The following is a 25,844-nucleotide window of genomic DNA, read 5'->3' as shown; positions in this document are numbered from 1 at the left end:
GAGACTGACAGATGACTACCCTGCAAACGATTAAGCCATTATCTGAGCTAGAGCTGGATGCTATTCACAAATATTGGAGTGCCAGCAACTATCTGTCTGCTGGCATGATTTATCTGCGTAGCAATCCATTACTAAAAGAACCGCTTAAATCAGAGCATATCAAGCAGCGTTTGCTGGGGCATTGGGGCTCAAGCCCCGGTTTAAGTTTTGCTTACATTCACATAAATCGCCTGATAAAAAAGTATGACTTGAATGCCATTTTTCTTGCAGGCCCTGGTCACGGCGCACCAGGCGTACTCGGCCCAGCTTATCTGGAAGGCACTTACAGCGAGGTTTATCCAAATAAGGGTGAGGATGAACAGGGTCTGCGCCAGTTTTTTAAAGAGTTCTCATTTCCTGGTGGAATTGGCAGTCACTGCACACCTGAAATGCCAGGCTCGATTCACGAAGGCGGCGAGTTAGGTTATAGCATCTCTCATGCCTTTGGCGCGGCTTATGACAACCCCGATTTGTTGGTGACTGTGATGGTGGGTGACGGTGAGTCCGAGACAGGCCCGCTTGCCACTTCCTGGCATTCTAATAAGTTTCTAAATCCCATCCGTGATGGCGCAGTGTTGCCTATTTTGCATCTTAATGGCTATAAAATTAATAATCCGACCATTCTTTCGCGCATTTCACATGAAGAACTGGAAAACTTATTTATTGGATACGGCTGGACGCCTTACTTTGTAGAAGGCAGTGATCCTGACATCATGCATCAGGCGATGGCAGCCACGCTGGAAATATGTGTAAACGAAATACAGCGCATACAGAAAGAAGCACGCGACAGCGGTAAACCCACGCGTCCACGTTGGCCGATGATTGTGTTGCGTAGCCCGAAAGGCTGGACTGGACCAAAAGAAGTGGATGGCCATAAGGTGGAAGGTTTTTGGCGCGCCCACCAAGTGCCTATGAGCAACATTAAAGACAACCCGGAACATTTAAAAAAATTAGAATCTTGGTTGCGCAGTTACCAGCCAGAAAATTTGTTTGATGACACTGGCAAGTTTCGGCCAGAACTCAAAGCCCTCGCGCCAGTTGGTAACCGCCGAATGAGTGCTAACCCGCATGCCAATGGTGGTTTGTTGCGCAAGGCCTTACGAATGCCGGACTTTAATGAATATGCACTGGCTTTGGATGCCCCAGGCAAGGTGTCAGCCCTAAATACAAAGCCGTTAGGCAAGTTTTTGCGAGATATTATGCGTCAAAATATGCATAACTTTCGTGTGTTTGGGCCTGATGAAAACAGCTCTAATAAACTAGATGATATTTACGAAGTCAGCAAAAAAACCTGGCTAGCCGACTATTTGCCAGAAGATGCCGATGGTGGAGAACTGTCGCCAGATGGACGGGTGATGGAGATGCTATCCGAGCATACGGTAGAAGGCTGGTTAGAAGGCTATTTACTCACGGGACGACATGGGTTTTTCTCTACTTATGAGTCTTTTGTGCATGTCATTGATTCTATGTTCAATCAGCATGCTAAATGGCTAGCCATGTCTAAAGTAGTGCCTTGGCGCGCACCAGTTTCTTCACTTAACTTGCTGATTACGTCTACGGTCTGGCGGCAGGATCACAATGGCTTTACCCATCAGGATCCAGGCTTTCTTGATATTGTCGTGAATAAAAGCCCGGAAGTAACGCGCATCTATTTGCCGCCAGATGTGAACTGCCTGCTATCCGTGGCCAATCATTGCCTGAACAGCACAGATTACATCAACGTTATCGTTTGCGACAAGCAGAAGCATCTACAGTATCTGGATATGGATGCGGCCATTACGCATTGCACCAAGGGTGTTGGTATATGGGAATGGGCTAGTAATGATGAAGGCGCCGAACCTGATTTGGTGATGGCATGTGCCGGTGACATTCCCACCAAAGAGGCATTGGCAGCCACAGTATTGCTGCGAGAACACTTTCCACAGCTTAAGATTAGATTTATCAATGTAGTCGATCTTTATAAACTGACGCCAAAAAATGAGCACCCGCACGGTCTTTCTGATTGTGATTTTGATAGTTTGTTTACAGTGGATAAGCCGATTATTTTTAATTTTCACGGCTACCCATACCTGATTCATCGCCTTACTTATCGTCGCACCAATCACGATAATTTGCATGTGCGCGGTTATAAGGAAAAAGGAAGTATTAACACACCGTTGGAGCTGGCGATTCAGAACGAGATTGACCGTTTTAGCTTGGCCATTGACGCTATTAACCGCATTCCTAGCCTGCAGATAATTGGTGCGCATGTTCAGGAAAAATTACGCAACAGGCAGATTGAGTGCCGTCAATATGCTTATGAATACGGTGTTGATTTGCCAGAGGAAGATAGCTGGACGTGGCCGAGCTAAACAAAGCCGAACTAAACAAAGCCGACCTAAACAAAGCCGACCTAAACAAAGCTGAACTAAAAAAATTGAATAGCAACAATTTAAAAAGTAACAAGGTGATAAGCATACTGACGATTAACAGTGGCTCGTCCAGCCTTAAGGCAAGTTTATTTTTAGCTAATGACGAGCGGCGGGATTTTCGCTATGAACATATTGGTCAGGACCATTTTCAAAATCATGCAAATGCATTTGATGCATTACTGAGTGACTTAGGTAATGCACAGCCAACATTGATTGGGCATCGATTTGTACATGGCGGAGACGTTACAGATGCCGTGCGACTGATTGATAAGGAGGAGCGTGCGCGACTGGAAAGTATTACCCATCTTGCACCGTTGCACATGCCAAGCAATTTGCTTGGCGTAGATTTGTGTGCCAAGCAATTCAACTGCCCACAGATTGCCTGCTTTGACACAGCCTTTCATGCGACATTGCCAGAGATAGCCTACCGCTTGCCGATTCCGCAGGCACTCAAACTACGCCGCTATGGCTTTCATGGAATTAACTACGCGCATGTGGCTCGTCAATTGCCTGAATACTTGGGTGAAGCTGCTAAAGGTCGTATCGTTGTAGCGCATCTCGGTAACGGTGCTAGCCTATGTTTAATGGAAAACTTGTGCTCGGTAGATACCAGTATGGGCTATAGCCCCGCTGGCGGAATCCCAATGGGAACCCGAGGCGGCGATATGGATCCTGGTGTGATGTTAGAGCTCGCCAAGCGTTATGGCGATGCAGAGCTGTCCAAATTGGTTTATCAGCAAATGGGATTATTAGCCCTGTCGGATGGTGAAAGTAGCGAAATGTCGGTGTTGGTAAAAAGTAGTAGCAAAGCGGCTAAGTTTGCGGTGGAATACTTCGCGCGCCAAGTGCGTGCTGCCATAGGCAGTTATGCCGCAAAGTCCGGCGGTATTGATGCACTGATATTTACTGGCGGTATTGGCGAGCATTCTGCGCACGTTCGAACTTTAATTTGCGAGCCACTGGGTTTTCTTGGATTCAACTTGAACCAAGAAGCCAATCAGGCGCACTTAACTACAATAAGTACCGCATCATCAAAAACAGTTTTAATCATCCCAGCCGATGAAGAAGCTGAAATCGCAAGGTTAACAATTATGTTGAGTAACCAACTATTATGATACTTTGGCTGAAATTTTCTGTTTGCCTTGCCGTCATTGGTTATGCTGGTTATTTTCTCTCACGTTATGGCGACATTATTGCTGAAAAAACCGGCATGTCCGCCTCATGGGTGGGGCTTATCTTATTATCGACCGCCACCTCTTTACCAGAACTCATCACAGGCATCTCTGCTGTGGCGTGGGCCGATGCGCCCAATATCGCTGTCGGCAATGCACTGGGCAGTACAGTATTCAATCTCGGTTTTCTGGTCATACTGGATGCGCTTTATCAGCGCGAAACTATTTATAGTCGTGCTGCACAAGGGCATATTTTATCCGCCGCATTGGGCGCACTAATGATTGCTTTTGCAGGGTTCAGCTTACTGCTCGATAATGCAGGCATCAGCCCCGTAATAGGTCATATCGGGCTGTATACACCATTTTTTGTGCTGACCTATTTTGTGGCGATACGTGCCGTACATCGTTACGAACAGCGCACACTGGACGCATACACCGAAGCCTCCATAGAACGCTATCCACATACCACCTTACGGCAAGCGATTACAGGCTTCACTTTAGCAGCGCTAGCCGTGGTCGCAGCAGGCACCTGGTTGCCTTTTGTGGCTAAAGATATTGCCGAATTAATGGGTTGGGGGCAAAGCTTCGTTGGCACATTGCTAGTGGCCGCCGTAACCTCTGCGCCTGAAATAGTCGTCACAATTTCAGCATTACGCATCGGTGCGCTGGATATGGCCATTGCCAACTTATTGGGCAGTAATTTATTCAACATCATTTACTTGGCAGTAGATGACCTGTTTTACACTAAAGGCGCCCTACTCAGTAACGTTGATAGCAGTCATGCGCTCACAGCATTTACGGCGGTAATGATGAGTACGCTCGCAATCGTTGGCTTTATTTTCCGCCCGCAACGGCCTGCTTTATTAAAACTTACTTGGATTAGCCTAGGCTTACTGTTGTTCTATATCCTCAATACATGGATTCTATTTCAACACGGCCAGTAAACATGCTCAATAAAATGGAGGTAAAACAACTTTTATGACACCATTTCTCACTTGGATTTTTTCTATCGTTGCCGCCATTATGCTGTTTCTGCATGGCTTGGCTTCATTTTCGGAGGAGGTAACGCGCCTAGGCGGAGAACGCCTACGCGAAATACTCCGCAAATTAACGCGTACCGATGTATATAGTGCAATCGTGGGTAGCGTCTGCACGGCACTGGTACAATCGTCATCGGCTGTTACAGCGATGGCCATGGGCTTGGCGCATAAGCACACGTTGACTGACAGAGGCGCATTTGCCGTCATGATTGGTGCCAACGTGGGTACAACACTTACCGCTTGGCTAGTGGCATATAAAATTGTAGGATTGGGACCAGTATTCGTGACACTCGGTGGGCTATGGTCACTCGCTGGACCTAGACCATGGCGCCCCTATGGCAAGGTGCTATTTTATTTTGGGCTGGTGTTTTTAGCGTTAGATTTAATCTCGCAGGCACTGGCACCACTAGCTAATAGCCCAGCACTGGCTGATTGGCATGAACTACTTTCGTCACCTGTATTGGCTTTGCTGTTTGCAGCCTTATTGACAGCTTTAGTGCAATCATCATCTGTCGTCACCGGGCTGGCAGTACTCTCGGTACAGCAAAGCCTCATCGCGCCAGAAGTAGCAGTGTGGCTAATAGCTGGCGCTAACATCGGTACTACATCAACGGCATTACTGGCAAGCGCTGCGTTAGACACGCTTTCACGCAAACTTGCCTTACTCAATACCAGCTTCAATATACTCGGCGTGCTGTTATTTGCCACACTTCTACAACCAGTGATCGGTGTTATTCTTACGCTGGATATTGCCGCTGACCAACAAGTAGCGCTGGTGCATACTTTATTTAACCTAACTGCGGCTATCGTCGCGCTGATCATCCTTCCACACACATGGCCAGTATTAAGCCGCTGGCTAAATCGAGGACTCTGAATGCATTGGATTAAGCAAACATGAAAAATCATCATCATCATTGGCACACACTAACAGCTAATGAGGTTGCAAAAAACCTTGAAACCAATCATCAAACTGGATTAAATGCGGCACAAGTGGCGGAGCGTACAGCTCGCCACGGACCAAATGCCTTGCATGAAAAGCGCAGGCGTTCACCTTGGCGTATGCTACTCGACCAATTCACTGAATTCATGATTATAGTGCTCATTGTGGCGGCCATTATTTCTGGCTTTGTGGGTGATATTGGCGACACCATCTTTATCATCGTTATCGTGATTCTTAACGCGGCCGTTGGCTTTGTACAGGAATTTCGAGCAGAGCGTGCAATGGCAGCGTTAAAGCGTATGTCTGAAGCCAGCGCGCGCGTGTTGCGTGATGGGCAAGTGGAAACCGTAAACGCGTCCGAACTTGTGCCGGGCGATGTGGTGCTACTAGAAGCTGGTAACGTGGTGCCAGCAGATTTCAGACTCGTTGAGGCGGCGCAACTCAGGATAGATGAGTCAGCACTCACAGGCGAATCCGTCGCAGTTGAGAAACAAATCCATCCGCTATCTGTGGTTGACGCGCCTTTAGGCGATAAAACTTGCCTGGCCTATAAAGGCACGATTGTGACCTATGGGCGTGGACGCGGTCTAGTCATCGCCACCGGCATGCAAAGCGAACTGGGTAAAATCGCCACTTTACTAAGCGAAGGTGACGATAGCAAAACGCCGTTACAAAAACGTCTGGCTGGCTTTGGTAAGTGGATATCACTCGCGGCACTTACTATTTGCGTGTTGGTGTTTATTATTGGCATCACACGCGGGGAACCGCTGCTACTCATGTTTATGACTTCAGTGAGTTTGGCTGTGGCGGCCATCCCATCGGCATTGCCAGCAGTAGTGACGATTTCACTCGCTTTGGGCGCGCATAAAATGGTCAAGCAGCATGCGCTGATTCAAAGCTTGCCAGCCGTTGAAACGCTGGGTTCAGTGACTTTTATCTGTTCCGATAAAACGGGCACGCTGACGCAGAACAAAATGCACGTGACCACCCTGTATGCGGATGGTGAACTTTGTACCACATGGCAGGATGAGAAGACTTTAATCGAAAACAAAGGTAATCCGTGGATTACCTTGTTTCACGCGTTGGCATTAAGTAATGACGCACACCTTGATAGCCATGGAAAAATACAAGGCGAACCGACGGAGGCTGCTTTTTTACGCGTTGCCAAAGATGCGGGCTGGGACAAAGTCATATTAGAACATGATGCGCCCAGGCTAAAAGAACTGGCGTTTGATTCTGAACGTAAGCGTATGACCACATTCCACCGCACAGCAGATGGTGTTATTGCCTATACCAAAGGTTCACCAGAAGCGCTGGTATCACAATGTGAAAATATGCTTACATCAAGTGGTGAACAGGCGATAGACCAAGCTGTTTTGTTGCAACAGGCTGAAGCCATGGCAGCCAATGGCTTGCGCGTACTGGCATTCGCCTATCGTCATTGGAAAACATTACCCGATGGAGAACAGCCAGACGAGCTGGAACGTGACCTTATTTTTCTCGGTTTCGCAGGGTTAATTGACCCACCGCGTAGCGAGGCAAAAGAAGCGGTTTCACTATGCAAATCGGCAGGCATTACGCCAGTGATGATTACGGGTGACCACCCAGCCACTGCACGCGCGATTGCATACCAACTTGGCATATTGGCAGACAGTGACGGTAGAGTGATGACCGGTGCTGAACTAGCCAACTTGGATGAGAAAACATTCGAAGCGGAAGTTGAACTAGTGCGGGTTTACGCGCGCGTTGATCCAGCGCAGAAAATTAAAATCGTGCGTGCGCTGCAAGATAAGGGAGAAATCGTCGCGATGACTGGCGATGGTGTCAATGATGCCCCTGCACTCAAAGCCGCTGACATTGGCATTGCTATGGGCAAAGGTGGGACTGATGTGGCGCGCGAAGCCGCACGAATGGTGTTACTCGATGACAATTTTGCTACTATCGTTCACGCGGTTCGCTATGGTCGTCGTCTGTATGACAATATTCGTAAATTCGTTCGCTATGCGGTAACCACCAACTCCGCAGAAGTATTGACTATTTTCTTAGCGCCTTTTTTAGGGCTACCAATACCCCTGCTACCCACCCATATATTGTGGATTAACTTGGTGACCGATGGTTTGCCCGCCTTAGCACTCACAGCTGAACCCGCCGAACGCGGCGTGATGCGCCGTCCACCACGCCCACCGCAAGAGAGTTTGTTTTCACATGGCATGTGGCAGCACATGATATGGGTAGGGCTGCTCATGGCGGGACTTACTTTATTCGCACAGGCTTGGGCGTACCACACAGGGTCTTCACACTGGCAAACCATGGCGTTTACCGTGCTAACACTTTCTCAATTAGCGCACGTGATGGCGATACGCTCAGAAAAAGAGTCGCTGTTTAGCATAGGGATTTTGTCTAATCTCCCATTGGCCGCAGCTGTAATAGTGACATTTATGCTACAAATGGCCACTATCTACGTGCCTGCATTTAACACTATTTTTAAAACTGAACCACTAAGCATGAATGAACTGATTGTTTGTATTGCCTTATCAAGTGTTGTATTTATTGCAGTGGAAATTGAAAAATGGCTGGTACGACATGGCTGGTTATATCGAACACAACGTATATGAATAAAAAACATCCACCCGTTCACCAGATTGAGCTCCGCATAGTCAAGCTTTCGGAGCTATTTAACTCGATGGATCCGACGCCTTTCCATCACCGCAACCTTGATACCGATGCGGAAGAGTTTCTGGAAAGTTGGGCGCTTGAGTTTCCGCAGGGCAGTCACTTCAAAATCATTATCCACATAGAGCAAATGCCACAGGAAAACCCCACTGCGCTGGTCACCGAGGCTATTCATAACTACTTTGAGTACAAGTCGGTACGGTCCAAGCTCAACTTGCACCAACTCTTACTGGAAGGCCGTATCAGCCTTCTGATAGGACTAGGTTTTCTGACAATGTGCCTGCTTGGTGCAGACATCCTTGCTGCCAATTTCGCGAACAACACTTTTCTCAGATTGCTGAAGGAAAGTTTGCTCATTGGTGGCTGGGTTGCCATGTGGCGACCAATGCAGATTTTTTTATATGGATGGTGGCCGATTGTTCGAAAGGGCAAAATCTACCATAACCTAGGCCGAGCGATTGTACACGTGGTGCCAGTGAAATCTTAGTGATTTGAGTGCTGATTTTTGCAACGGCATAGGTTGAGTGCTTTTTATCTACGCCGCTACAAAATAATCATTTAAGGTTAGAGAAGTAAGTAGCGACGTCATTGACGTCCTGATCACTCAAGTCATGCCTTAGCGACGGCTGTGGCGCCTTATAGTCACGTACTTTTTGTATTGCTGCCACTAATTCATCATAAGATCGACCAGCAAGTGGCGGCGCATCTGCAAAGCCCGTTTTTAAATTAGGGTCATGACAGGTAGCGCAGGCTTGAGCTTTTTCTTTAACGACTGTGTTTTTGGAGGCAGAACTAGCATCACTCCCTTGTGTGGAACAGCCCGCCAACAATAATAGAGATAAGCCTAGAGCATGGTGTTTCATTGTTACTCCTTAGTTAAAGTGATTTGCAAATTTGGTATGATTTATATTCTACTTTTCACATTCCTAACTTAATGGGCTACGGAAGCGCCTGCATAATCCAGCCCCATTTTTAATTGTAGTCAGTCATTGCAGTGCTTACTACACGTGTTAGCACGTAGTGATGAAATGCCGCTATGAGGCTACAATTTAAAAAGCGTGTTTATAAACGTAATGTATTTGAGGAAAAGGCATATATGCTTTGTGCCTAGCTTATGGTGGCAAAGGTGAAGAGCTGGAAGAGAATCGAAATAGATTACAACACTTTTAGTGCAAGGCTTCACATTAAAAAAAGGGGGGGTGCATGGCCACCATTTTGAAATTAACTATCTGGGTTTTCCTTTTTTTGCTGTACGCCCTGCCAGTCCAAGCCGATAGCGTACACGTGCTGACCGTGAAAGGTGCCATTAGCCCAGCCAGTGCAGATTATCTGGTGCGCGGTATTAATAAGGCTGTGGATGCTCAGGCGCGCTTGGTGGTAATTGAGCTGGATACACCAGGTGGTCTTGACACCTCGATGCGTGACATCATTAAGGCCATTCTTGCCTCGCCTATTCCCGTGGCGACCTATGTATCACCCAAAGGTGCGCGCGCAGCCAGCGCAGGCAGCTATATTCTTTATGCCAGCCACATCGCGGCCATGGCGCCAGCCACCAATTTAGGTGCGGCTACGCCGGTGGAATTAGCCCCCAGCGGAGGCGCTCCGCCTGAAAAACCCGCCACACCAGACAAGTCGGGCGAGAAGCCTGCGTCTACTTCCCCATCTCAGGATGCAACGCAGGTAGCACCCCAAGGTGTACTCCAGGACGCAAAAACAAAAAAAGCCGTGCATGATGCCGCTGCCTATATACGTAGTCTGGCTGAGTTACGTGGACGCAATGCAGACTGGGCAGAACGTGCAGTACGCGAGGCGGTGAGCCTGTCCGCCGAAGCGGCCCTGCAGGCCAAGGTAGTTGATGTCGTGGCAGAAAATGTCGACGATCTGCTGAAACAAATCCACGGTCGCAAGGTAAAGCTATCCAGCGGTGAAATCACTCTGGATACTGTCAACCTCACCGTTACCCGCATCGAACCTGACTGGCGCAGCAAGTTGCTATCGGTAATCGGCGACCCTGGCATCGCTTACATCCTGATGCTATTAGGCATTTATGGGCTAATCTATGAATTCTCCAACCCTGGTATGGGGTTTCCTGGCGTGATGGGCGGAATTTGCCTGTTGCTTGCCTTGTTTGCGCTACAACTCATGCCGATTAGCTATGTGGGGCTGGCGTTGATTATTCTTGGTGTTGCACTTATGGTATCGGAGGCATTTTTGCCCAGCTTTGGTGTGCTGGGGTTAGGGGGAGTTGTTGCTTTTATTATAGGCTCGGTAATGCTGATTGACACTGATTTACCAGGTTATGGCATTTCCTGGGCGCTAATCGTGCCGATAGCTGCCACTACTGTACTGTTTATTTTCCTTATCGTTGGTATGGCAATACGTGCCCGTAAACGGCCAGTGGTAACAGGGTCCGAGGAGCTGCTGGGTGCCGAGGGCGAAGTGCTTGATGATATGCAAAACGAAGGCTGGGCGCGCGTGCATAGTGAACTCTGGCAAGTACGCAGTAGCATGCCGCTCGTTCGCGGGTCAAAAGTTCTGGTCACAGCACGGCATGATTTGATTTTGGAAGTAAAACCGATAGATTAAAGGAGAATGACCATGTTTGAACTAGGCGGCCTGACGGCCTTGATGTTGGTCTTTGCGCTAATCGCTTCCAGCGTGCGCATTTTGCGCGAATACGAGCGTGGTGTAGTGTTTCAACTCGGCCGCTTCTGGAAAGTAAAAGGGCCGGGGTTAATCATTCTTATCCCGGGTATCCAGCAGATGGTGCGGGTAGATTTGCGCACAGTAGTGTTTGATGTGCCGAGTCAGGATGTCATCTCGCGCGACAATGTCTCGGTTCAGGTCAACGCGGTGGTGTATTTCCGCGTGGTCGATCCAGCCAAGGCGATTATGCAGGTAGAAGACTACATGAATGCCACCAGCCAGCTTTCCCAAACCACGCTGCGTTCGGTGCTGGGTAAGCACGAACTGGATGAGATGCTGGCCGAGCGGGAAACCCTCAATCTGGATATCCAGCAAGCCTTGGACGCTCAGACCGACGCCTGGGGCATTAAGGTTTCCAATGTCGAAATCAAGCATGTTGACATCAACGAAACCATGGTGCGCGCCATTGCCAAGCAGGCAGAGGCCGAGCGTGAGCGTCGCGCCAAGGTGATTCATGCTGAAGGCGAATTTCAGGCTTCGGAAAAACTGCTGGCTGCGGCGGAAATTCTAGCGCGCAAGCCGCAAGCTATGCAGCTACGGTATTTGCAAACCTTGAGCGGCATCGCTGGCGATAGAACCAATACGATTGTATTCCCGGTACCAGGAGATTTTCTGGAATTGCTGATGCGTAGTAAAATACCGCGTGAAGAAGTTTAAGTTAGTCCAAAATACATCAATAAGGAGAACGCTATGCAACCCATTCGCCATGTAGTCGCAGGTACCGATTTTTCTGCAGAAGCAGATTTGGCGGTTCTCCGTGCGGCCTTGATTAGCAAGCACTTAGGTGCAGAGTTGCATCTCGTCCATGTGATACATCCGCTGGATTTGTATGTTGGCTCAGAGCTCTCTTTTGGTTTTCAAACACACTACCAGCAAGCGCAACAAGAGCTGATTAAGACACAGATCGAAACGCTGGCCAGTAAATTACGTGAGCGATTTGGCATCCCGATACATGCCGCCACCCGTATAGGGCGTGCGCATGCTGAAATTTCCGACTATGCAAACTCTGTAAAGGCTGGGCTCATAGTGGCAGGTGCGCAGGGCGAGCATTCTTTATTGGAAAAATTACTAGGTTCAACATCGTCACGCTTGCTGCGTGTTGCAAAATGCCCGATGTTAATTGTTAAAAACAAGAATGCAATGATTCCAGCCTACCAACAAGTGATTGCTGCCGTGAATTTTTCATTAGGGGCGGCAGACGTGCCCGCACTTGCCCGCATTGTTGCGCCAGAGGCTCACATTGAAGCCTTGCTCATTTTCGATACTAACCAAGAAGCGCACATGTATAAAGCTGGCATGAACGAAGTGTTATTACAAAAATATCGCACCCAAGCCCTTATTGATGCGGATAAGCGACTTAATGAGATACTTACCGAACAGGTACTTGGTGAGCGGGTTTCCAGAAAAATACTGACAGGTTATCCTCCAGAAAGTATTTGTGCACACGCAAAAGCGCAACATGCAGACTTAATCGTTATCGGTAAACATGAGAAAAATGATATAGAAGACTTTCTACTTGGAAGCGTCAGCAAGGGTGTGGCTTATGCGGCAGAATGCGATGTACTTATCAGCAACTAGAGGTTTATAGAAATAATACATATCTGTAGCTTCTGTAGCTGGCAGCACCAAGGTACGATGTGATTGGTACTATAAAGTGTTTATTGCAACATCGCTTCTTCAAAAAATTTGGCCTGGTTTTTACCGCTTTTTTTAGCTTGGTACATAGCCATGTCTGCATTGATGACTAATAGTTTTTCATCTTTACCATGATGAGGGTAGACGGCAATACCAATACTGCAGGTGACATGCAAATGCGTTTTTTCTACCTTAATAGGTTGGGCTACCGACTCTATAATTTTATGAGCGACTGATATTGCATCTTCTTCACTATCAATAATAGGAAGTAAAATAACAAATTCATCACCTCCCATACGCGCAACGGTGTCTGATTCGCGAACACAAGAAACCAGTTGCCTTGATACTTTTTTCAGGACGATGTCGCCAGTTTCGTGTCCATATAAGTCATTGATTTCTTTAAATAAGTCTAAATCAATAAACATGACTGCAAGCATCTTTCTTTCGCGCTTTGCATAAGATAAAGCTAACTTAAGCCTGTCGTTAAATAATGTGCGATTTGGCACATTTGATAAAGCATCAAAATGCGCCAAATTTTCTAGCCTGGTTTCAAGTAATTTACGTGCGGTGATATCGGTATGCGTACCAACCATGCGTAGCGGCTTTCCATGTTTATCGCGTTTAACAATCATCCCGCGTGAGAGCACCCATTTAATACTTTTGTCTTTGCAGATGACTCTGTGCTCATGAACATATTTATCAGATTTGCCTGATAGATAGCTATCGATAGCCTTAGTCATTGACAGGGCATCTTCAGGGTGAATGCGGTTATTCCATTCTTTTATGCTGGTATTAATATCAATGTCATTAAAACCGAACATATCTTTATATTGACTGGAAAAGTTGGCAACATCATTATGTATATCCCAATCCCATACACCATCGCCAGCACCTTCTAAAGCAAACTTCCAAAGTTCCTCGCTCTTTTTTAACTGAATATAGTAAAAGCCTACCGCAACCAAAGGTATCAGTATGATTAATAAAGCAACATATAAAGGGATAGATTGGCTGTAATTCATTGTTGTTTTTAGAGTTAAAGTTTTTAAGTCAATTCTCTAATGAGTTCATGGTTTGCTTTGTATGGCTTTCAGATCGTCTATAATTTCTTGCGAGTGCTTAGAAGTATCTACACTTTTGTATATTTTAGCAATTTTACCTGCAGGATTAATTAAAAAAGTATAGCGTTTACTAATTTTTACGATATAAAAATTGGTAAGGGCGTTATAACTATCAGCAACTTTACCATCTGTATCAGATAATAACGGGAAGGGTAAGCTGTATTTTTTAGCAAAATTGGCATGTGACACACTATCATCCAAACTGACTCCCACCACTTTTGCACCTAACCGCTCAAGCTTCGCCATGTCATCTCTAAAATGACATGCCTCTTTTGCGCAAATAGGAGTGTCATCTTTAGGGTAAAAATAGAGTACTAGATATTTGCCCGCATAATCTGATAAGTAATGCGTTTGACCTTGAGCGTCATTTAACGTGAAATTGGGCGCGTCATCTCCAATTTTTAATTGGCTGGATGCAGTTGCGTAATTGCGGTAGCCAAAAACGGCGAGTAGCAAAACGGCAATATATAGAAATAACTTAAGTGTCATATATCTTTTAAATAAAACATTGCGAGTACTAAACTAGCATTTAGTCATGTTAGCACCATTACAAATTAATTTTGAATATTCTCTTTTCAAAGCAAACGAGAATTGAGTTCTGAACTCGTGTAAAATTGCATAATGCTCCTTGTGGTGAAACTGGATATCACAGACCCCTCCTAAGGGTCAATTACAGGTTCAAGTCCTGTCGGGGAGACCATTCTCTATTTTTACTTGAATGTATATATGAGAAATTTACTCAGCATTATAGTTAAGTCAAAGATAGCATTTAAGGCGCTCAAACTGAGTAGTGGTTTTTGACAAATGCTTCAAATTGCTCTGCTGGAAGTGGCTGGCTAAAGTAATATCCCTGAATTTCATTACACCCTTGGTTTTTTAGAGATTCTAGCTGTTCCGCAGTTTCCACACCTTCTGCCATAGTCTGGATGCCAAGATTTTTTGCCATACTGATAATGGCAGCAACAATCATTTTGTCACCTATATCGTTACTGATGTCTTGTACAAAAGACTGGTCAATCTTTAGTTTATAAACTTTGAAGCGCTTAAGATAACTCAATGAAGAATACCCTGTTCCGAAATCATCAATCGACATGCGAATGCCTCGATTATAGATATTGTCCATAATCGTAATTGCTCCCAATGGGTCATCCATGGCGACCGATTCGGTTAACTCCACTTCCAGATACTCATGAGGCAATTCAAACTCATGCAAAATGCCGGTAATCAAATCCGGGAGATTGGTTTGACGGAACTGAGCTGCAGAAAGATTGACTGCTACTACCATAGGGGGTAGCCCGTCATCCAGCCAGTCTTTTAATTGTTTAACTGCAGTTCTCAGTACCCAATCACCAATCGCAATAATCTGACCGCTTTCTTCAGCGATTGGTACGAACTCAGCGGGTGAAATCCACCCTAGCTCTGGATGTTGCCATCGTAGTAAGGCCTCAGCGCCGGTTATTAGTCCGCTGTCTATTGATAACTGTGGCTGGTAAAACAATTGTAATTGGTTACTTGCCAGCGCATGTCTCAGGGCGTTACTGAGCTGCAAGTTACGCATGGAGTTTGCCTGCATTTCTTGAGTAAAGAAGCGAAAGCTGTTCCGTCCTTCTTGTTTAGTGCGATACATTGCAACGTCTGCGTTCTTGGATAGGTTTTCCCAATCAGTACCATCGTGAGGATACATGGCAATGCCGATTGATAATGTAGTGACCAATTCATGGAGTTCAATCTGGTAAGGCTTGGACACCACCCCTAAAATTTTTGCAGCAACAAGTGCTGCCCCATCTGCATTTGTGCCAGGTAGTATGAGGATGAATTCATCTCCTCCAAGGCGTGAAACAGTGTCCTCTTCTCGCAAAGAAAATTTGAGCCGCTTGGCTACTTCCATGAGTAACAGATCCCCGACGCTATGCCCCAGTGTGTCATTGATGACCTTGAAGTGGTCAAGGTCAATAAACATCACTGCCATCTGATCGCCACTTCTCTGAGCGAGGCTGAGCGCATATTTGAAGCGGTCGTTCAGCAGGTTGCGATTCGGCAGCCCCGTCAGCTGATCAAAATGCGCTAATCTTTCAATACGATTTTCTGCATCCTTTTTTTCAGTGATATCTTCTTTGATAGCCAGATAGTTGGTTATCCTTCCATCCGCTTGCCGCACAGGGGAAATCAATACCGATTCAACGTAATGAGTCCCATCTTTGCGGCGGTTGATTAACTCGCCTCTCCATGTTTCGCCTCTGGTTAGATGAGCCCACATATCCTCGTAAACGGCTTTTGGCGTTTTTCCAGATTGCAGCATCCGTGGGTTTTTGCCTTTTACTTCATCTAATGTGTATCCGGTAATTTTTGTGAATGTGATATTGACGTATTCGATATTTGCGTCTAGATCGGTAATCACAATAGTGCTAGGGCTTTGTTCAACCGCCAGCGAGAGTTTAAGCAAAGACTCATCAATGTGCTTACGCGCTGTAATGTCGATATGGGTTCCTACCATACGTAGCGGGTTGCCCTCGGCATCGTTTTCTACTATCGCGCCAAGAGATAGAATCCATATCCAATCACCCAAGCGGGTTTTTTGGCGAAACTCCACTCGATATTCGGAAATTAGACCGCTGATATAGTCTGTATAGGCCTGTGCTACGCGATCATGGTCTTGAGGGTGTATTCTCTCCAGCCAGGAAGTGTTGGTTTCATGAAAGTCGCCGAGCTCATAACCTAGCATGCTGGCATATTCTGAACTGACGGTAACCTCGCCTGTCTGCACGTTGAGGTCATAAATACCCTGAATAGTAGAACGCAGCGCTAGCTTTAAACGCTCATCACTTTTTCGCAATGAAGATGCTTTGTCAAAGTTATCCAGTGCGAAGTTAATGTCTAAAATCATTTCATTCAATAAGTTTCGCGCCTCTTCGTCAAAGCTATCAACTTCTTCACAGTAAAGCGTCAGTGCTCCAATAGGCAGGCCTTTACGAATAATCGGAAGAGAGGCGGCAGCTTTCCAGCCGAACTGCAAACCTCGAACATGCCAGGGCGCAGTGTGCGGGTCGTTTTGGTAATCCTGACACCAAACGGGTTGATTCTCTCGAATGGCTGTACCCGTTGGGCCCAGTCCATATGGCTCGTTCTTGTTGATTGAAATTTGTATGCCTTCTAAATATTCTGTACCTTGCCCATAACATGCAACGGGGTTTACTCGCAGACTACTTTCATCAATCAGGCCTATCCAGGCCATTTTCATCTTTCCAAACTCAACGGTAGTTTTGCAGATATTTTCAAACAGTTCTTGCTCACTGGAGCAACGAACAATTGCTTCATTACAACGACTGAGCGCCGTATATAGATTGGAGAGCTTCTCATTCTTGGCGTAAGCTGTCTGTAAGCTTTTTCTGGTCTCTTCCAGCCATCCCATCACACTGTCTAATTGTGTGTCAGATAATTGGATAGGATTGCCAAAATCACCTCTGCCTATCATAGCAATACGCTTATGCACTTCATCTACAGAGACACCAAGCGTGTTTTGTAATGAAACGTAACTACGCCATAGAATAGCGATGAAACCAATACCACAAAGTGCGAACAGTATCCGTAAAAGAGTCGCTTGAAACTCAGCTTTACTGACGGATTCATGCGTACGTGCTTCTACTAACAAATAAAACTCATCAATAGGTTTCATGATGGAGGCTTTTGCTTTGTGATACATTTCATCATGAAGTATTAACAGCGCTTTATTTCTATTTTCTTCTGATTTTGGTCCGGTTGATTCAGTTAGCCGCATTGCCTCGCGTTCAATTTTCGTTAGCGCGTCAGATTGAGCCATCGCTTCTGATAATTTATTGAATTCAGCATCGGTAAATCCAGCTTTTTTGATTAACTCCAAATATGGAATAGCAAGAGTGCTGTCTAAACGGGGAGGTTTTCCATTGGTAGTAAAAAGGTCCCAATAAACCCTTTGATAGCCTTCAGGCCGTACTTTTTTGCCGTTTCGAATATCAATGATGTCTTGGTAGTATTTTTTATAGTTGATGTTGCGAGTGACGACGTAAGTCCTGACCATGCGTGTCAGGTCATCGGATGACTGACGCAGTTCATCTGCCAATAAAAACGATTGGATTCGAATATCATTGGCACGATCAATCTGCTTTTCAGACCAGACGTAAATGCTAAATATAAATGTGGTGAGGATAAGCAGGCTGATTGCCAACCTGAAGGTACCTGTGAACAAAGATGGTGTGCTGTACTTGACCATAGACTTGTTTAAAGCAGTTCTACTTATTACTCATTGGCGATGTAGTTGGGGCATGGGATTACTCCGCTGCAATTAAGTGTTTAAAAAAACACTACATGACATTGCGTTGATTAGCCGCGCGATTTTTAAACGAGTCATTCTACAGGCTATACGCAAATTTTGGCCGTGCTAAATTTAAAATTGGATGGCTTTAACTCTTTTTGGCATCTAATACTTCCCATTTGGCGAGCAGGTCTTCTAGCTGGTTTTCAATATCAACGAGTCTGGCTTGCAGATTCTTAACAAGTGTTGCCTGTGTTTTATAAAGTTCACCATCTGCAAGTTGAGTGTTGATATTGGCTTGTTCGGATTCTAATTGCTCAATCTGCACTGGAATATCAGCCAACTCTTTTTCTTCTTTAAAACTTAGCTTTGACGCGGGTTTTGTTTGGCTCGGTGTATTTTGTTTAGTGTTCGGTTTTGCAGATTGTGCTTGCTGGGCTTTTTTTTCCTCTAAACGTTGTTGTGTAAAACGCTGCCAATCGTCATAGCCGCCGCCGAATTCGGTCAGTACGCCATTGCCTTCAAATGCAATCACCTGGGTGACGGTATTCTCTAAAAATGCGCGGTCATGGCTGACTAAGAATAATGTGCCAGAAAATTCTTGCAGCAAGCTTTCCAGTAGCTCTAGCGTATCAATATCCAAGTCATTAGTAGGCTCATCTAGCACCAAAACGTTAGCTGGACGGGCAAATAAGCGTGCCAAAAGCAGACGGTTACGTTCACCACCGGAGAGTGATTTAACGGGAGAACGTGAACGTTGCGGTGGAAATAAAAAATCTTCCAGATAACTGATGACGTGCTTGCGTTCATTGCCAATTTCTACAAAATCTGAACCCGGACTAATGGTATCTGCCAGTGTTGCTTCTTCATCCAGTTGCTCACGCATTTGGTCAAAGTACGCTACATTGATTTTAGTACCGCGCTCAATTTTCCCGCTATCGGCCTCAATATCGCCTAAAATCAGTTTAAGTAATGTAGTTTTGCCGATACCGTTAGGGCCGAGCAAGCCAATTTTGTCACCGCGTAAAATGCGCGTACTGAAGTTTTTAATCAACACCTTATCGCCGTATGATTTCGAAACATTTTCAAGTTCTGCCACCAGTTTTCCGCTGCGCTCTCCTGCATCTAAATTCAGTTTAACGTTGCCTTGACGTTCTCGGCGTGCGGCGCGGTCCAGGCGTAGAGCTTCCAAGCGCCTCACGCGGCCTTCGTTACGTGTGCGGCGCGCTTTAATCCCTTGGCGTATCCATACTTCTTCTTGTGCTAAAAATTTGTCAAATTTAGCTGCGTGCGTTTCTTCAACGGCAATTAACTCTTCTTTTTTAATTTGATAATCTGCAAAATTGCCCACAAAGTCTGTGAGTTTGCCACGGTCTAATTCGGTGATGCGGGTAGCGAGCCGATTCAAGAAGCGTCTATCGTGGGTAATGAACAGCACGCAACCGTTAAAGCTAAGCAAGAGTTCTTCTAGCCATTCAATCGCTTCTAAATCCAGATGATTGGTCGGCTCATCCAGCAATAACACTTCAGGCTCTGCCACCAGCGCACGGCCCAGCGCCACACGTTTGCGCCAGCCGCCTGATAGCGTTGAAACTAACGCATCAGCATCTAGGTTTAGGCGGCTTAACACGGTCTCAACGCGCGACTGAGCCGCCCAGCCGTTTTGTACGTCTAAATCATGTTGTAAATGTTGCATTTTAGTCATTAGCGCATCAATATCGGCATCTGCCATGCCCATGTCGTGCGTTACTTGGTGGTAATCAATAATGGTTTGTTGCAATGCGCCTAGGCCTTCAGCCACTGCTTCAAATACGGTATGCGTCGTATCCAGTTCAGGTTCCTGAGGCACATAAACCACGCGTGCATTCGGTGCGCGCCAAACCGTACCTTCATCTAATTTAATCGTACCCGCTATGGCTTTTAATAAGCTTGATTTTCCTGCACCATTACGCCCAATCAAACCTACACGCTCTCCAGCATCCAATTGAAATGCGGCGTGGTCGAGGAGGGCATGATGACCGAAAGCCAGGCTGGCATTATCTAAGGTGATATAGGGCATAATTGATTAACTTTCTATTTTGTATGGATTGCTTAACTGTTATTTACTGAGCATGGCTTTAATATTCGCCATTTTTGATTTACCAAAATCTTTGCTTGCCTCTGGGTCATTAAACGGGTTTCCAAAGTGGCGTACATCGTCTTTTGGTAATTCTGATATAAATCTGCTTGGCTCACACATTTGAATTTCACCGGCACGCTTACGTTTTTTGCACCATGAAATGTTCAGTGATTTTTGCGCTCGGGTAATGCCCACGTACATCAGGCGTCGTTCTTCCTCGATTTTAGTCGGGTCTGCTGCGCCTAAATCAATGCTTTCACGGTGCGGTAATATGCCTTCTTCACAACCTATTAAAAATACATGGCCAAATTCCAGGCCCTTGGAGGCGTGCAGTGTGGATAATTTGACGGCGTCCGGCTCGCCATCTTCGCGGCCTTCCAGCATGCTCATGAGCGAGACCATTTGTGTGAGTTCAAGTAAGTTTTTGCCATCATTTTCGTTACCAAACTCTGTGCTGGCTTCACCTTTTTTGCTCAGCCAGCCAATAAAGTCCATCACGTTGCTCCACTTGCTTTCAGCGGCGCGAGGCTCTTCAGAGTCATATAAAAATGCTTCGTACTGAATCGTGGTCAGTAAGTCGTTTAATACTTCACCTGCGGGATCGCGCACGGCTCTGTCTTGTAACTTATTGATATATTGACAAAAATTGAGTAAATCATCTAATTGTTTATTACCAATTTCACTTTGAAAGTCACCTTCGAATGCCGCAGCAAACAATGAAATTTTGTGTGCGCTGGCAAATTCACCAAGGCGTTCCAGTGTGGTATTGCCGATACCTTTTTTAGGTGTAGTTGCTGCGCGGATAAACGCAGGGTCGTCATCTTCATTAGCAATCAAGCGTAAATAGCTGATTAAGTCTTTAATCTCGGCTTTATCAAAAAATGATTGCCCGCCAGAGACTGTATAAGGAATTTTATGGTTGCGTAATTGTTGCTCGAATATGCGGGCTTGATGGTTGCCTCGATACAAAATCGCGTAATCCAAAAACTTGGTTCTATGTTCAAACTTATGTGCTTGCAGTTTCATAATCACTGACTCTGCCTCAGCTTCTTCACTCATTGCAGCCGATACTTGGATTAAATCGCCTGTGCCTAGGTCACTCCAGAGTTTCTTATCGAACAATTTTGGATTATTACTTATCACTGCGTTGGCGCCACGCAAAATTCGCACGGTTGAACGGTAGTTTTGTTCTAACTTGATGACTTTAAGCTTGCTAAAATCTTCGGTCAATTGACGTAGGTTTTCTACATCAGCGCCACGCCAGCCATAAATGGCTTGGTCGTCATCGCCTACAGCTGTAAATTGCCCGCGCACGCCTGTAAGCATTTTTACCAGTTTGTACTGGCAGGCGTTGGTGTCTTGGTATTCATCAATTAGCAAATATTGCAACTTGCGCTGCCATTTATTAAGCGCACTTTCATGTTGTTCAAATAACTCGACAGGCAGTTTAATCAGGTCGTCAAAATCTACAGCTTGATAGGCTTTCAGCGTTTGCTGATAAAGTTGATAGACCTTGGCCGCAGCATGGGTGAGTTCTTCATCAGCCTGTGCTTTTGCCTGGTCAGCATTGATAAACGCATTCTTCCATGCTGAAATCTGCCACTGTGTTTTACGGAGTAGCTGTTTGTCTGTAGTGGCTAAAATGTCCGCCAGAATTTTAAAACTATCCGATGAATCTAAAATCGAAAATTGTGGTTTATAGCCAAGTAGTGCTGCTTCAGCACGTAACATTTGCAAGCCAAGCGAGTGAAAGGTGGCTATTGTTAAACCTTTGATGTTTTTTCCTTGCATCAGTTTTCCCACTCGCTCTTGCATCTCACGCGCAGCTTTGTTGGTAAAAGTGATGGCAGCAATTTCTTTTGCGGAATAGCCCGCTTCATCAATCAGGTAACTGATTTTTTGCGTAATAACGCGTGTTTTACCGCTACCAGCGCCAGCCAGTACAAGCAAAGGACCATCGAGATATTTAACTGCTTCGCGCTGCGGCGAATTAAGGGAATTTAACATGCATGAACTAATATATGTGAGGGCTTTGGTGTAAAACTTAAGCGTGTGATTTTAGCGTTTAAGCCAATAACTAGCTATCAAATTTTAACGATTAATGTGTGCTGATTTAAAGCATGTCATAATCGCATGATAAATGTTGATAGCGTAATCAAAGGAGTTTTATGAGGTCTGGTTCTAGATCAACCAAAGCCAGTGCTGCGATTGACAGGCTTAAAAAACGCAGCGGTAACGAGCAATATTCCATGACTATGAATAGCGGCGCTATGTTTAGCTTGGTGTTAGCTACAGGCGCAGGGGAATCTACCCGATTGTGCGAGCCGATGATGATGGATGAGTTTGTGGTGTTCGTAAATTCTTATGGTCCGCAAACGCTAAAACGTGTGAGCAAGCTCGATATTGCGTTTAGTAAGCAATTGACCAAAAAATAGAATAATCAGGTACTTTAATCTGAAGTTTCTTCTGAATCAGTAATCTCTTCATCACTAGTTTCCACAGGAAGTGTTGCTTGCTTCATCGCATCACGGCTTAATGGTGTTTCTAAGCTAATTCTACCAATCGCGCCGCTGCGGTAATCAGTTAAAAATGCGACTGCGGTTTTTTCCATGTCCCATAAACCATCGTGGCGTTTGTATGAGCGGCGTTTAGCGATGGCTTCGAGTAAATCTACACCGTCCATTTTTAACACATCTAAGAACCCACCTTCATGTTTCATGGTATCGAGTTTGTAGCGTGCATTGATAAGCGTGGGGTAGGTTTTAAGTAGGTTGTTGGCCAAGAAGATTGCAACATCTTCATCAATCACCGCATTGCGACCAATCGCATGGCTGGCGGCAAGCATGTAGCCGTCGCTTTCATACTGAATTTTTGGCCACATCATCCCTGGTGTATCGGTAATGCTCATGGTTTCACTAATGTCAAAGCGTTGCTGGCTTTTAGTCACAGCGGGTTCATCGCCAACTTTAGCTACACGGCGGTTGAGCAGGGCATTCATCAGCGTTGATTTACCCACATTAGGAATGCCCATAATCATCATGCGTAATGGCTTTAAATGCGTGCCACGATGCGGTGTAAGTGCTAAACAATGCTTCAAAATTTTATTCGCCTCACCCGGTTTTTTGCATGAAAGCGCAACCGCTTTAGTATTGGGTTGACGGTTAAAGTAATTCAGCCAAGCTTCTGTGGCTTTAGGGTCTGCTAAGTCAGATTTATTGAGTATTTTTAAGTTAGGGCGCTGGCGAAACAACCGCATTTCGTTAATTACGGGGTTATGGCTCGCCTCCGGCACGCGCGCATCTAGCACCTCAATCACAATGTCCATAAACTCCATTGTTTCTTCGGCTTTTTTGCGTGCTTGGGTCATGTGACCCGGATACCATTGAATTGCCATTTATCACCTCAAAATCAAAAATGTTGTACCACAAGGGTACTCCGATTTGCTAAGCCCTATACCAGTGCTTGGCATCCCCGCAGAATATATGTGCTAAAGCACATTATTCGTGCGTGAAAGGACTTGCAAAGTCGTATGTCGCAATACTTCGTTGCTCAATGATTTTGGTTGCTTGCATATAACCCATATGCGGCGCACCCAAAATAATTTCGCGCCTCGTCTTGTATAAACATTTTCAATTTTCGAGGCATTAAACATTGCGGATTGTTAGGCATTTTAACATTTAGTACTACTAATCAAGTTTTTATCTTAGTTTATCTTTGGCGCATGGTTTATCGCTTAAAATGCTCGTATGCAAATACCTGAAAATTTAAAATCAGACATCAAGCCCAATCAATCCATTGAGCTACTCAAGGAGCTGCATATACTCACGCGCGATGGCAAACTTAATCAAGATAGCCGCCGCAAACTCAAACAGGTTTATCACCTGGTGAATTTTATCGAGCCTCTGTTTAACGATGTATTGACCTATAACCCTAACCCCACATTAGTAGATCATGGAGCGGGTAAGTCTTACCTGGGTTTTATTTTGTATGATTTACTGCTAAAGCAATTAAGCTCTGGCGAAGTGATAGGCATTGAAACTCGGGCAGAGTTGGTGGAAAAATCCAAAAATCTGGCAGCGCATTTAGGCTTTACACGTATGCGTTTTGAACATTTAACTGTGGAAGAGTCAGTGACTTCAAGTGCTATTCCGGCTAAAGTGGACATTATTACAGCATTACATGCCTGCAACACCGCCACCGACGACGCCATTCAATTCGGCTTAACAAAACAAGCAAAATACATGGTGCTCGTGCCATGTTGTCAGGCAGAAGTAGCAGAAGTGTTAAGGCAGCATAAAAATGAAAGTTTTAGTAAAACACCATTAAGCGAAATTTGGCGCCATCCTATTCATACCCGCGAATTTGGCAGCCAGATTACCAATGTCTTACGTTGCTTGCAGTTGGAAGCTGCTGGTTACCAAGTGACGGTGACGGAGTTAGTCGGCTGGGAGCATTCCATGAAAAATGAGCTGATTATTGCTAGATATACAGGTCAGCCTCGCAAGAATGCTCAGGCTAGATTAGATGCGATTTTGCAAGAGCTTAATTTAGAAGCATTGCGGAATAGGTTTGCTCATTAAGCGTAATGTTTTATTTTGTATGATTTTTGATTTGTGATGAATCGGCAGTAAAAAACACCCAATTGCTACTCTGACAATTAGTAAGCATCACTAAATATTAAGTACCGCCAAATATAAGTAGCACGCCCAATAAAACCAGCAAGTGCAGTACTGGTTTTATTGGGCGTGAGTTTAGTTTAAACGCTCAGTGTTATCACGACGGCGTGCGGTAAAGCCAATTAATATTAAGCCTGCAAGTAGCATCGCATAAGTTTCAGGTTCTGGAACTGGTGATACAGCGGGTCCGTCTGGTAAGTTCGGTGAGATTAATCCGCCAATACTCAGTCCTAAACGATAATTCCCCAGACCTTGAGCGGCTTTGCCTACCACTCGGCTATCAGAATAGCCTAACTCTTGACCAAGTACCTTATAGTTCACCTGATAATCACCTGGCCCAAGTGTTTTAAAAAACCTTGCCTCTTGGCCGTTTAATCCATCATAGTAGTCACCAATACCATCAATATAATTAACACCATGCAAGTTGCCATTCTGCAATCCTTGATCCAGCAGGTCAATCTGACGGAATTCGGTGCTTAGGCTAGGAAAAGTAAAACTGTTTGCATAGAACGTAACGGTTTGAGTGTTTAAAAGAGTGAAAGTCACTGAGTTTGAGGCGATGTTCTCTTCGCTAACATAATCACTGGTATCCAGATTAAATGATCTATAGAAAGAGTACCCTGAGTCAATGTTACCAAGTTCGACCCATTCTGCTTTTGCAGTCCCACTAGAAAAGCCGAGTATTAACGGTATTGCTAATGATAAAGATTTGAGTGTGTTATTCATTATTTAAAATCCTTTTGTTAAAGTATAAACTGACAACTCACAATAATTAGAGATAAAATCAGTTGGTGTTGCCAACGCAATTCCTACGAAGAGCACTTCTATATTGGGTGTGGCAGCTGTGAAAGGCATGTATTTTTGATGCGCTGAAGCGAAGTTGTAGCATCACTATTGACTTAATTCCAGAGATGATTTCATATGGGCTATTTTCCTTATGAGGTTTAAAGATAGAAATATAGGTTCATTTTTTCATTTTATGGTGTGCATGTCAATTTAACTATAGCCCATATGAGCTATAGTTAAA

The 25,844-nt window shown here is 45.3% G+C and carries 19 protein-coding genes and 1 tRNA gene; 12 read left to right on the top strand and 8 right to left on the bottom strand.

Features of this window, described 5'->3' with window-relative positions:
- The first annotated feature begins 11 nt into the window (after positions 1 to 11).
- From Q8J82_RS07555 to Q8J82_RS07530, 6 genes are all read left to right on the top strand, one after another.
- Positions 12 to 2,390: a phosphoketolase gene (locus Q8J82_RS07555; RefSeq protein ID WP_304889889.1), complete on the top strand. Its 2,379-nt coding sequence runs from the start codon at positions 12 to 14 to the stop codon at positions 2,388 to 2,390.
- Positions 2,378 to 3,565 (top strand): acetate/propionate family kinase, encoded by a 1,188-nt coding sequence (locus Q8J82_RS07550; protein WP_305328049.1) that lies wholly within the window; start codon positions 2,378 to 2,380, stop codon positions 3,563 to 3,565. Before Q8J82_RS07555 ends, Q8J82_RS07550 begins: the two co-directional genes overlap by 13 nt.
- Positions 3,562 to 4,566 carry a sodium:calcium antiporter gene (locus Q8J82_RS07545; protein ID WP_304908361.1) on the top strand — a complete coding sequence of 335 codons (1,005 nt, stop codon included), beginning with the start codon at positions 3,562 to 3,564 and terminating at the stop codon, positions 4,564 to 4,566. Before Q8J82_RS07550 ends, Q8J82_RS07545 begins: the two co-directional genes overlap by 4 nt.
- A gap of 34 nt (positions 4,567 to 4,600) precedes the next feature.
- Positions 4,601 to 5,536, top strand: coding sequence for a Na/Pi cotransporter family protein (locus tag Q8J82_RS07540; protein ID WP_304889893.1), 936 nt, complete (start codon positions 4,601 to 4,603; stop codon positions 5,534 to 5,536).
- Between the two features lie 20 nt (positions 5,537 to 5,556).
- Positions 5,557 to 8,217: a calcium-translocating P-type ATPase, PMCA-type gene (locus tag Q8J82_RS07535; RefSeq protein ID WP_304908362.1), complete on the top strand. Its 2,661-nt coding sequence runs from the start codon at positions 5,557 to 5,559 to the stop codon at positions 8,215 to 8,217.
- A gap of 68 nt (positions 8,218 to 8,285) precedes the next feature.
- Entirely contained in the window at positions 8,286 to 8,762 is a 477-nt protein-coding gene (locus tag Q8J82_RS07530; protein WP_305326697.1) for a hypothetical protein, read from the top strand.
- Positions 8,763 to 8,829: 67 nt separating this feature from the next.
- Here Q8J82_RS07530 and Q8J82_RS07525 read toward each other — a convergent pair whose 3' ends face one another.
- Positions 8,830 to 9,138, bottom strand: a complete 309-nt coding sequence (locus Q8J82_RS07525) for a c-type cytochrome (RefSeq protein ID WP_304908364.1) — start codon at positions 9,136 to 9,138, stop codon at positions 8,830 to 8,832.
- A 340-nt stretch (positions 9,139 to 9,478) separates the two neighbouring features.
- Here Q8J82_RS07525 and Q8J82_RS07520 point away from each other — a divergent pair, with 340 nt between their 5' ends.
- Genes Q8J82_RS07520 through Q8J82_RS07510 form a run of 3 tightly spaced genes read left to right on the top strand, consistent with a single transcriptional unit; the run spans position 9,479 to position 12,559 of the window.
- Positions 9,479 to 10,861 (top strand): nodulation protein NfeD, encoded by a 1,383-nt coding sequence (locus Q8J82_RS07520; RefSeq protein ID WP_305326698.1) that lies wholly within the window; start codon positions 9,479 to 9,481, stop codon positions 10,859 to 10,861.
- Positions 10,862 to 10,873: 12 nt separating this feature from the next.
- Complete coding sequence (locus Q8J82_RS07515) at positions 10,874 to 11,638, top strand: slipin family protein (RefSeq protein WP_304908366.1); 765 nt, start codon at positions 10,874 to 10,876, stop codon at positions 11,636 to 11,638.
- A 33-nt stretch (positions 11,639 to 11,671) separates the two neighbouring features.
- On the top strand, positions 11,672 to 12,559 hold the full coding sequence (locus Q8J82_RS07510; RefSeq protein WP_304891979.1) for a universal stress protein: 888 nt from the start codon (positions 11,672 to 11,674) through the stop codon (positions 12,557 to 12,559).
- Positions 12,560 to 12,639: 80 nt separating this feature from the next.
- Here Q8J82_RS07510 and Q8J82_RS07505 read toward each other — a convergent pair whose 3' ends face one another.
- Entirely contained in the window at positions 12,640 to 13,635 is a 996-nt protein-coding gene (locus tag Q8J82_RS07505) for a sensor domain-containing diguanylate cyclase (protein ID WP_305326699.1), read from the bottom strand.
- Between the two features lie 45 nt (positions 13,636 to 13,680).
- Positions 13,681 to 14,223 (bottom strand): peroxiredoxin, encoded by a 543-nt coding sequence (locus Q8J82_RS07500; protein ID WP_305326700.1) that lies wholly within the window; start codon positions 14,221 to 14,223, stop codon positions 13,681 to 13,683.
- 135 nt (positions 14,224 to 14,358) lie between these two features.
- Between Q8J82_RS07500 and Q8J82_RS07495 the strand changes: the two genes are divergently transcribed.
- A tRNA-Arg gene (locus tag Q8J82_RS07495) sits at positions 14,359 to 14,434 on the top strand.
- A 78-nt stretch (positions 14,435 to 14,512) separates the two neighbouring features.
- On the opposite strand, the gene Q8J82_RS07490 is transcribed toward Q8J82_RS07495, so the two are convergent.
- From Q8J82_RS07490 to Q8J82_RS07480, 3 genes are all read right to left on the bottom strand, one after another.
- On the bottom strand, positions 14,513 to 17,980 hold the full coding sequence (locus tag Q8J82_RS07490) for an EAL domain-containing protein (RefSeq protein ID WP_305328048.1): 3,468 nt from the start codon (positions 17,978 to 17,980) through the stop codon (positions 14,513 to 14,515).
- A 190-nt stretch (positions 17,981 to 18,170) separates the two neighbouring features.
- Complete coding sequence (locus Q8J82_RS07485; protein ID WP_304891837.1) at positions 18,171 to 20,081, bottom strand: ATP-binding cassette domain-containing protein; 1,911 nt, start codon at positions 20,079 to 20,081, stop codon at positions 18,171 to 18,173.
- Between the two features lie 39 nt (positions 20,082 to 20,120).
- Positions 20,121 to 22,148, bottom strand: coding sequence for a UvrD-helicase domain-containing protein (locus Q8J82_RS07480; RefSeq protein WP_305328047.1), 2,028 nt, complete (start codon positions 22,146 to 22,148; stop codon positions 20,121 to 20,123).
- A 161-nt stretch (positions 22,149 to 22,309) separates the two neighbouring features.
- Between Q8J82_RS07480 and Q8J82_RS07475 the strand changes: the two genes are divergently transcribed.
- Positions 22,310 to 22,576 (top strand): hypothetical protein, encoded by a 267-nt coding sequence (locus Q8J82_RS07475; RefSeq protein WP_305328046.1) that lies wholly within the window; start codon positions 22,310 to 22,312, stop codon positions 22,574 to 22,576.
- A gap of 14 nt (positions 22,577 to 22,590) precedes the next feature.
- Here Q8J82_RS07475 and ylqF read toward each other — a convergent pair whose 3' ends face one another.
- On the bottom strand, positions 22,591 to 23,535 hold the full coding sequence (ylqF, locus tag Q8J82_RS07470) for a ribosome biogenesis GTPase YlqF (protein WP_305328045.1): 945 nt from the start codon (positions 23,533 to 23,535) through the stop codon (positions 22,591 to 22,593).
- Positions 23,536 to 23,887: 352 nt separating this feature from the next.
- Here ylqF and Q8J82_RS07465 point away from each other — a divergent pair, with 352 nt between their 5' ends.
- The gene (locus Q8J82_RS07465) at positions 23,888 to 24,721 is read left to right on the top strand and encodes an SAM-dependent methyltransferase (protein ID WP_304890871.1); all 834 of its coding nucleotides are present in this window, start codon (positions 23,888 to 23,890) and stop codon (positions 24,719 to 24,721) included.
- A gap of 171 nt (positions 24,722 to 24,892) precedes the next feature.
- Here the strand turns inward: Q8J82_RS07465 and Q8J82_RS07460 are convergent, their stop codons facing one another.
- Positions 24,893 to 25,543: a PEP-CTERM sorting domain-containing protein gene (locus tag Q8J82_RS07460; protein WP_304908371.1), complete on the bottom strand. Its 651-nt coding sequence runs from the start codon at positions 25,541 to 25,543 to the stop codon at positions 24,893 to 24,895.
- Positions 25,544 to 25,844 lie beyond the last annotated feature (301 nt).

This window comes from Methylotenera sp. (assembly GCF_030684185.1).
Classification (GTDB): Bacteria; Pseudomonadota; Gammaproteobacteria; order Burkholderiales; family Methylophilaceae; genus Methylotenera.
The sequence above is the reverse complement of the archived record's forward strand: the minus strand, read 5'-3'. Positions and strand labels throughout refer to the sequence as shown.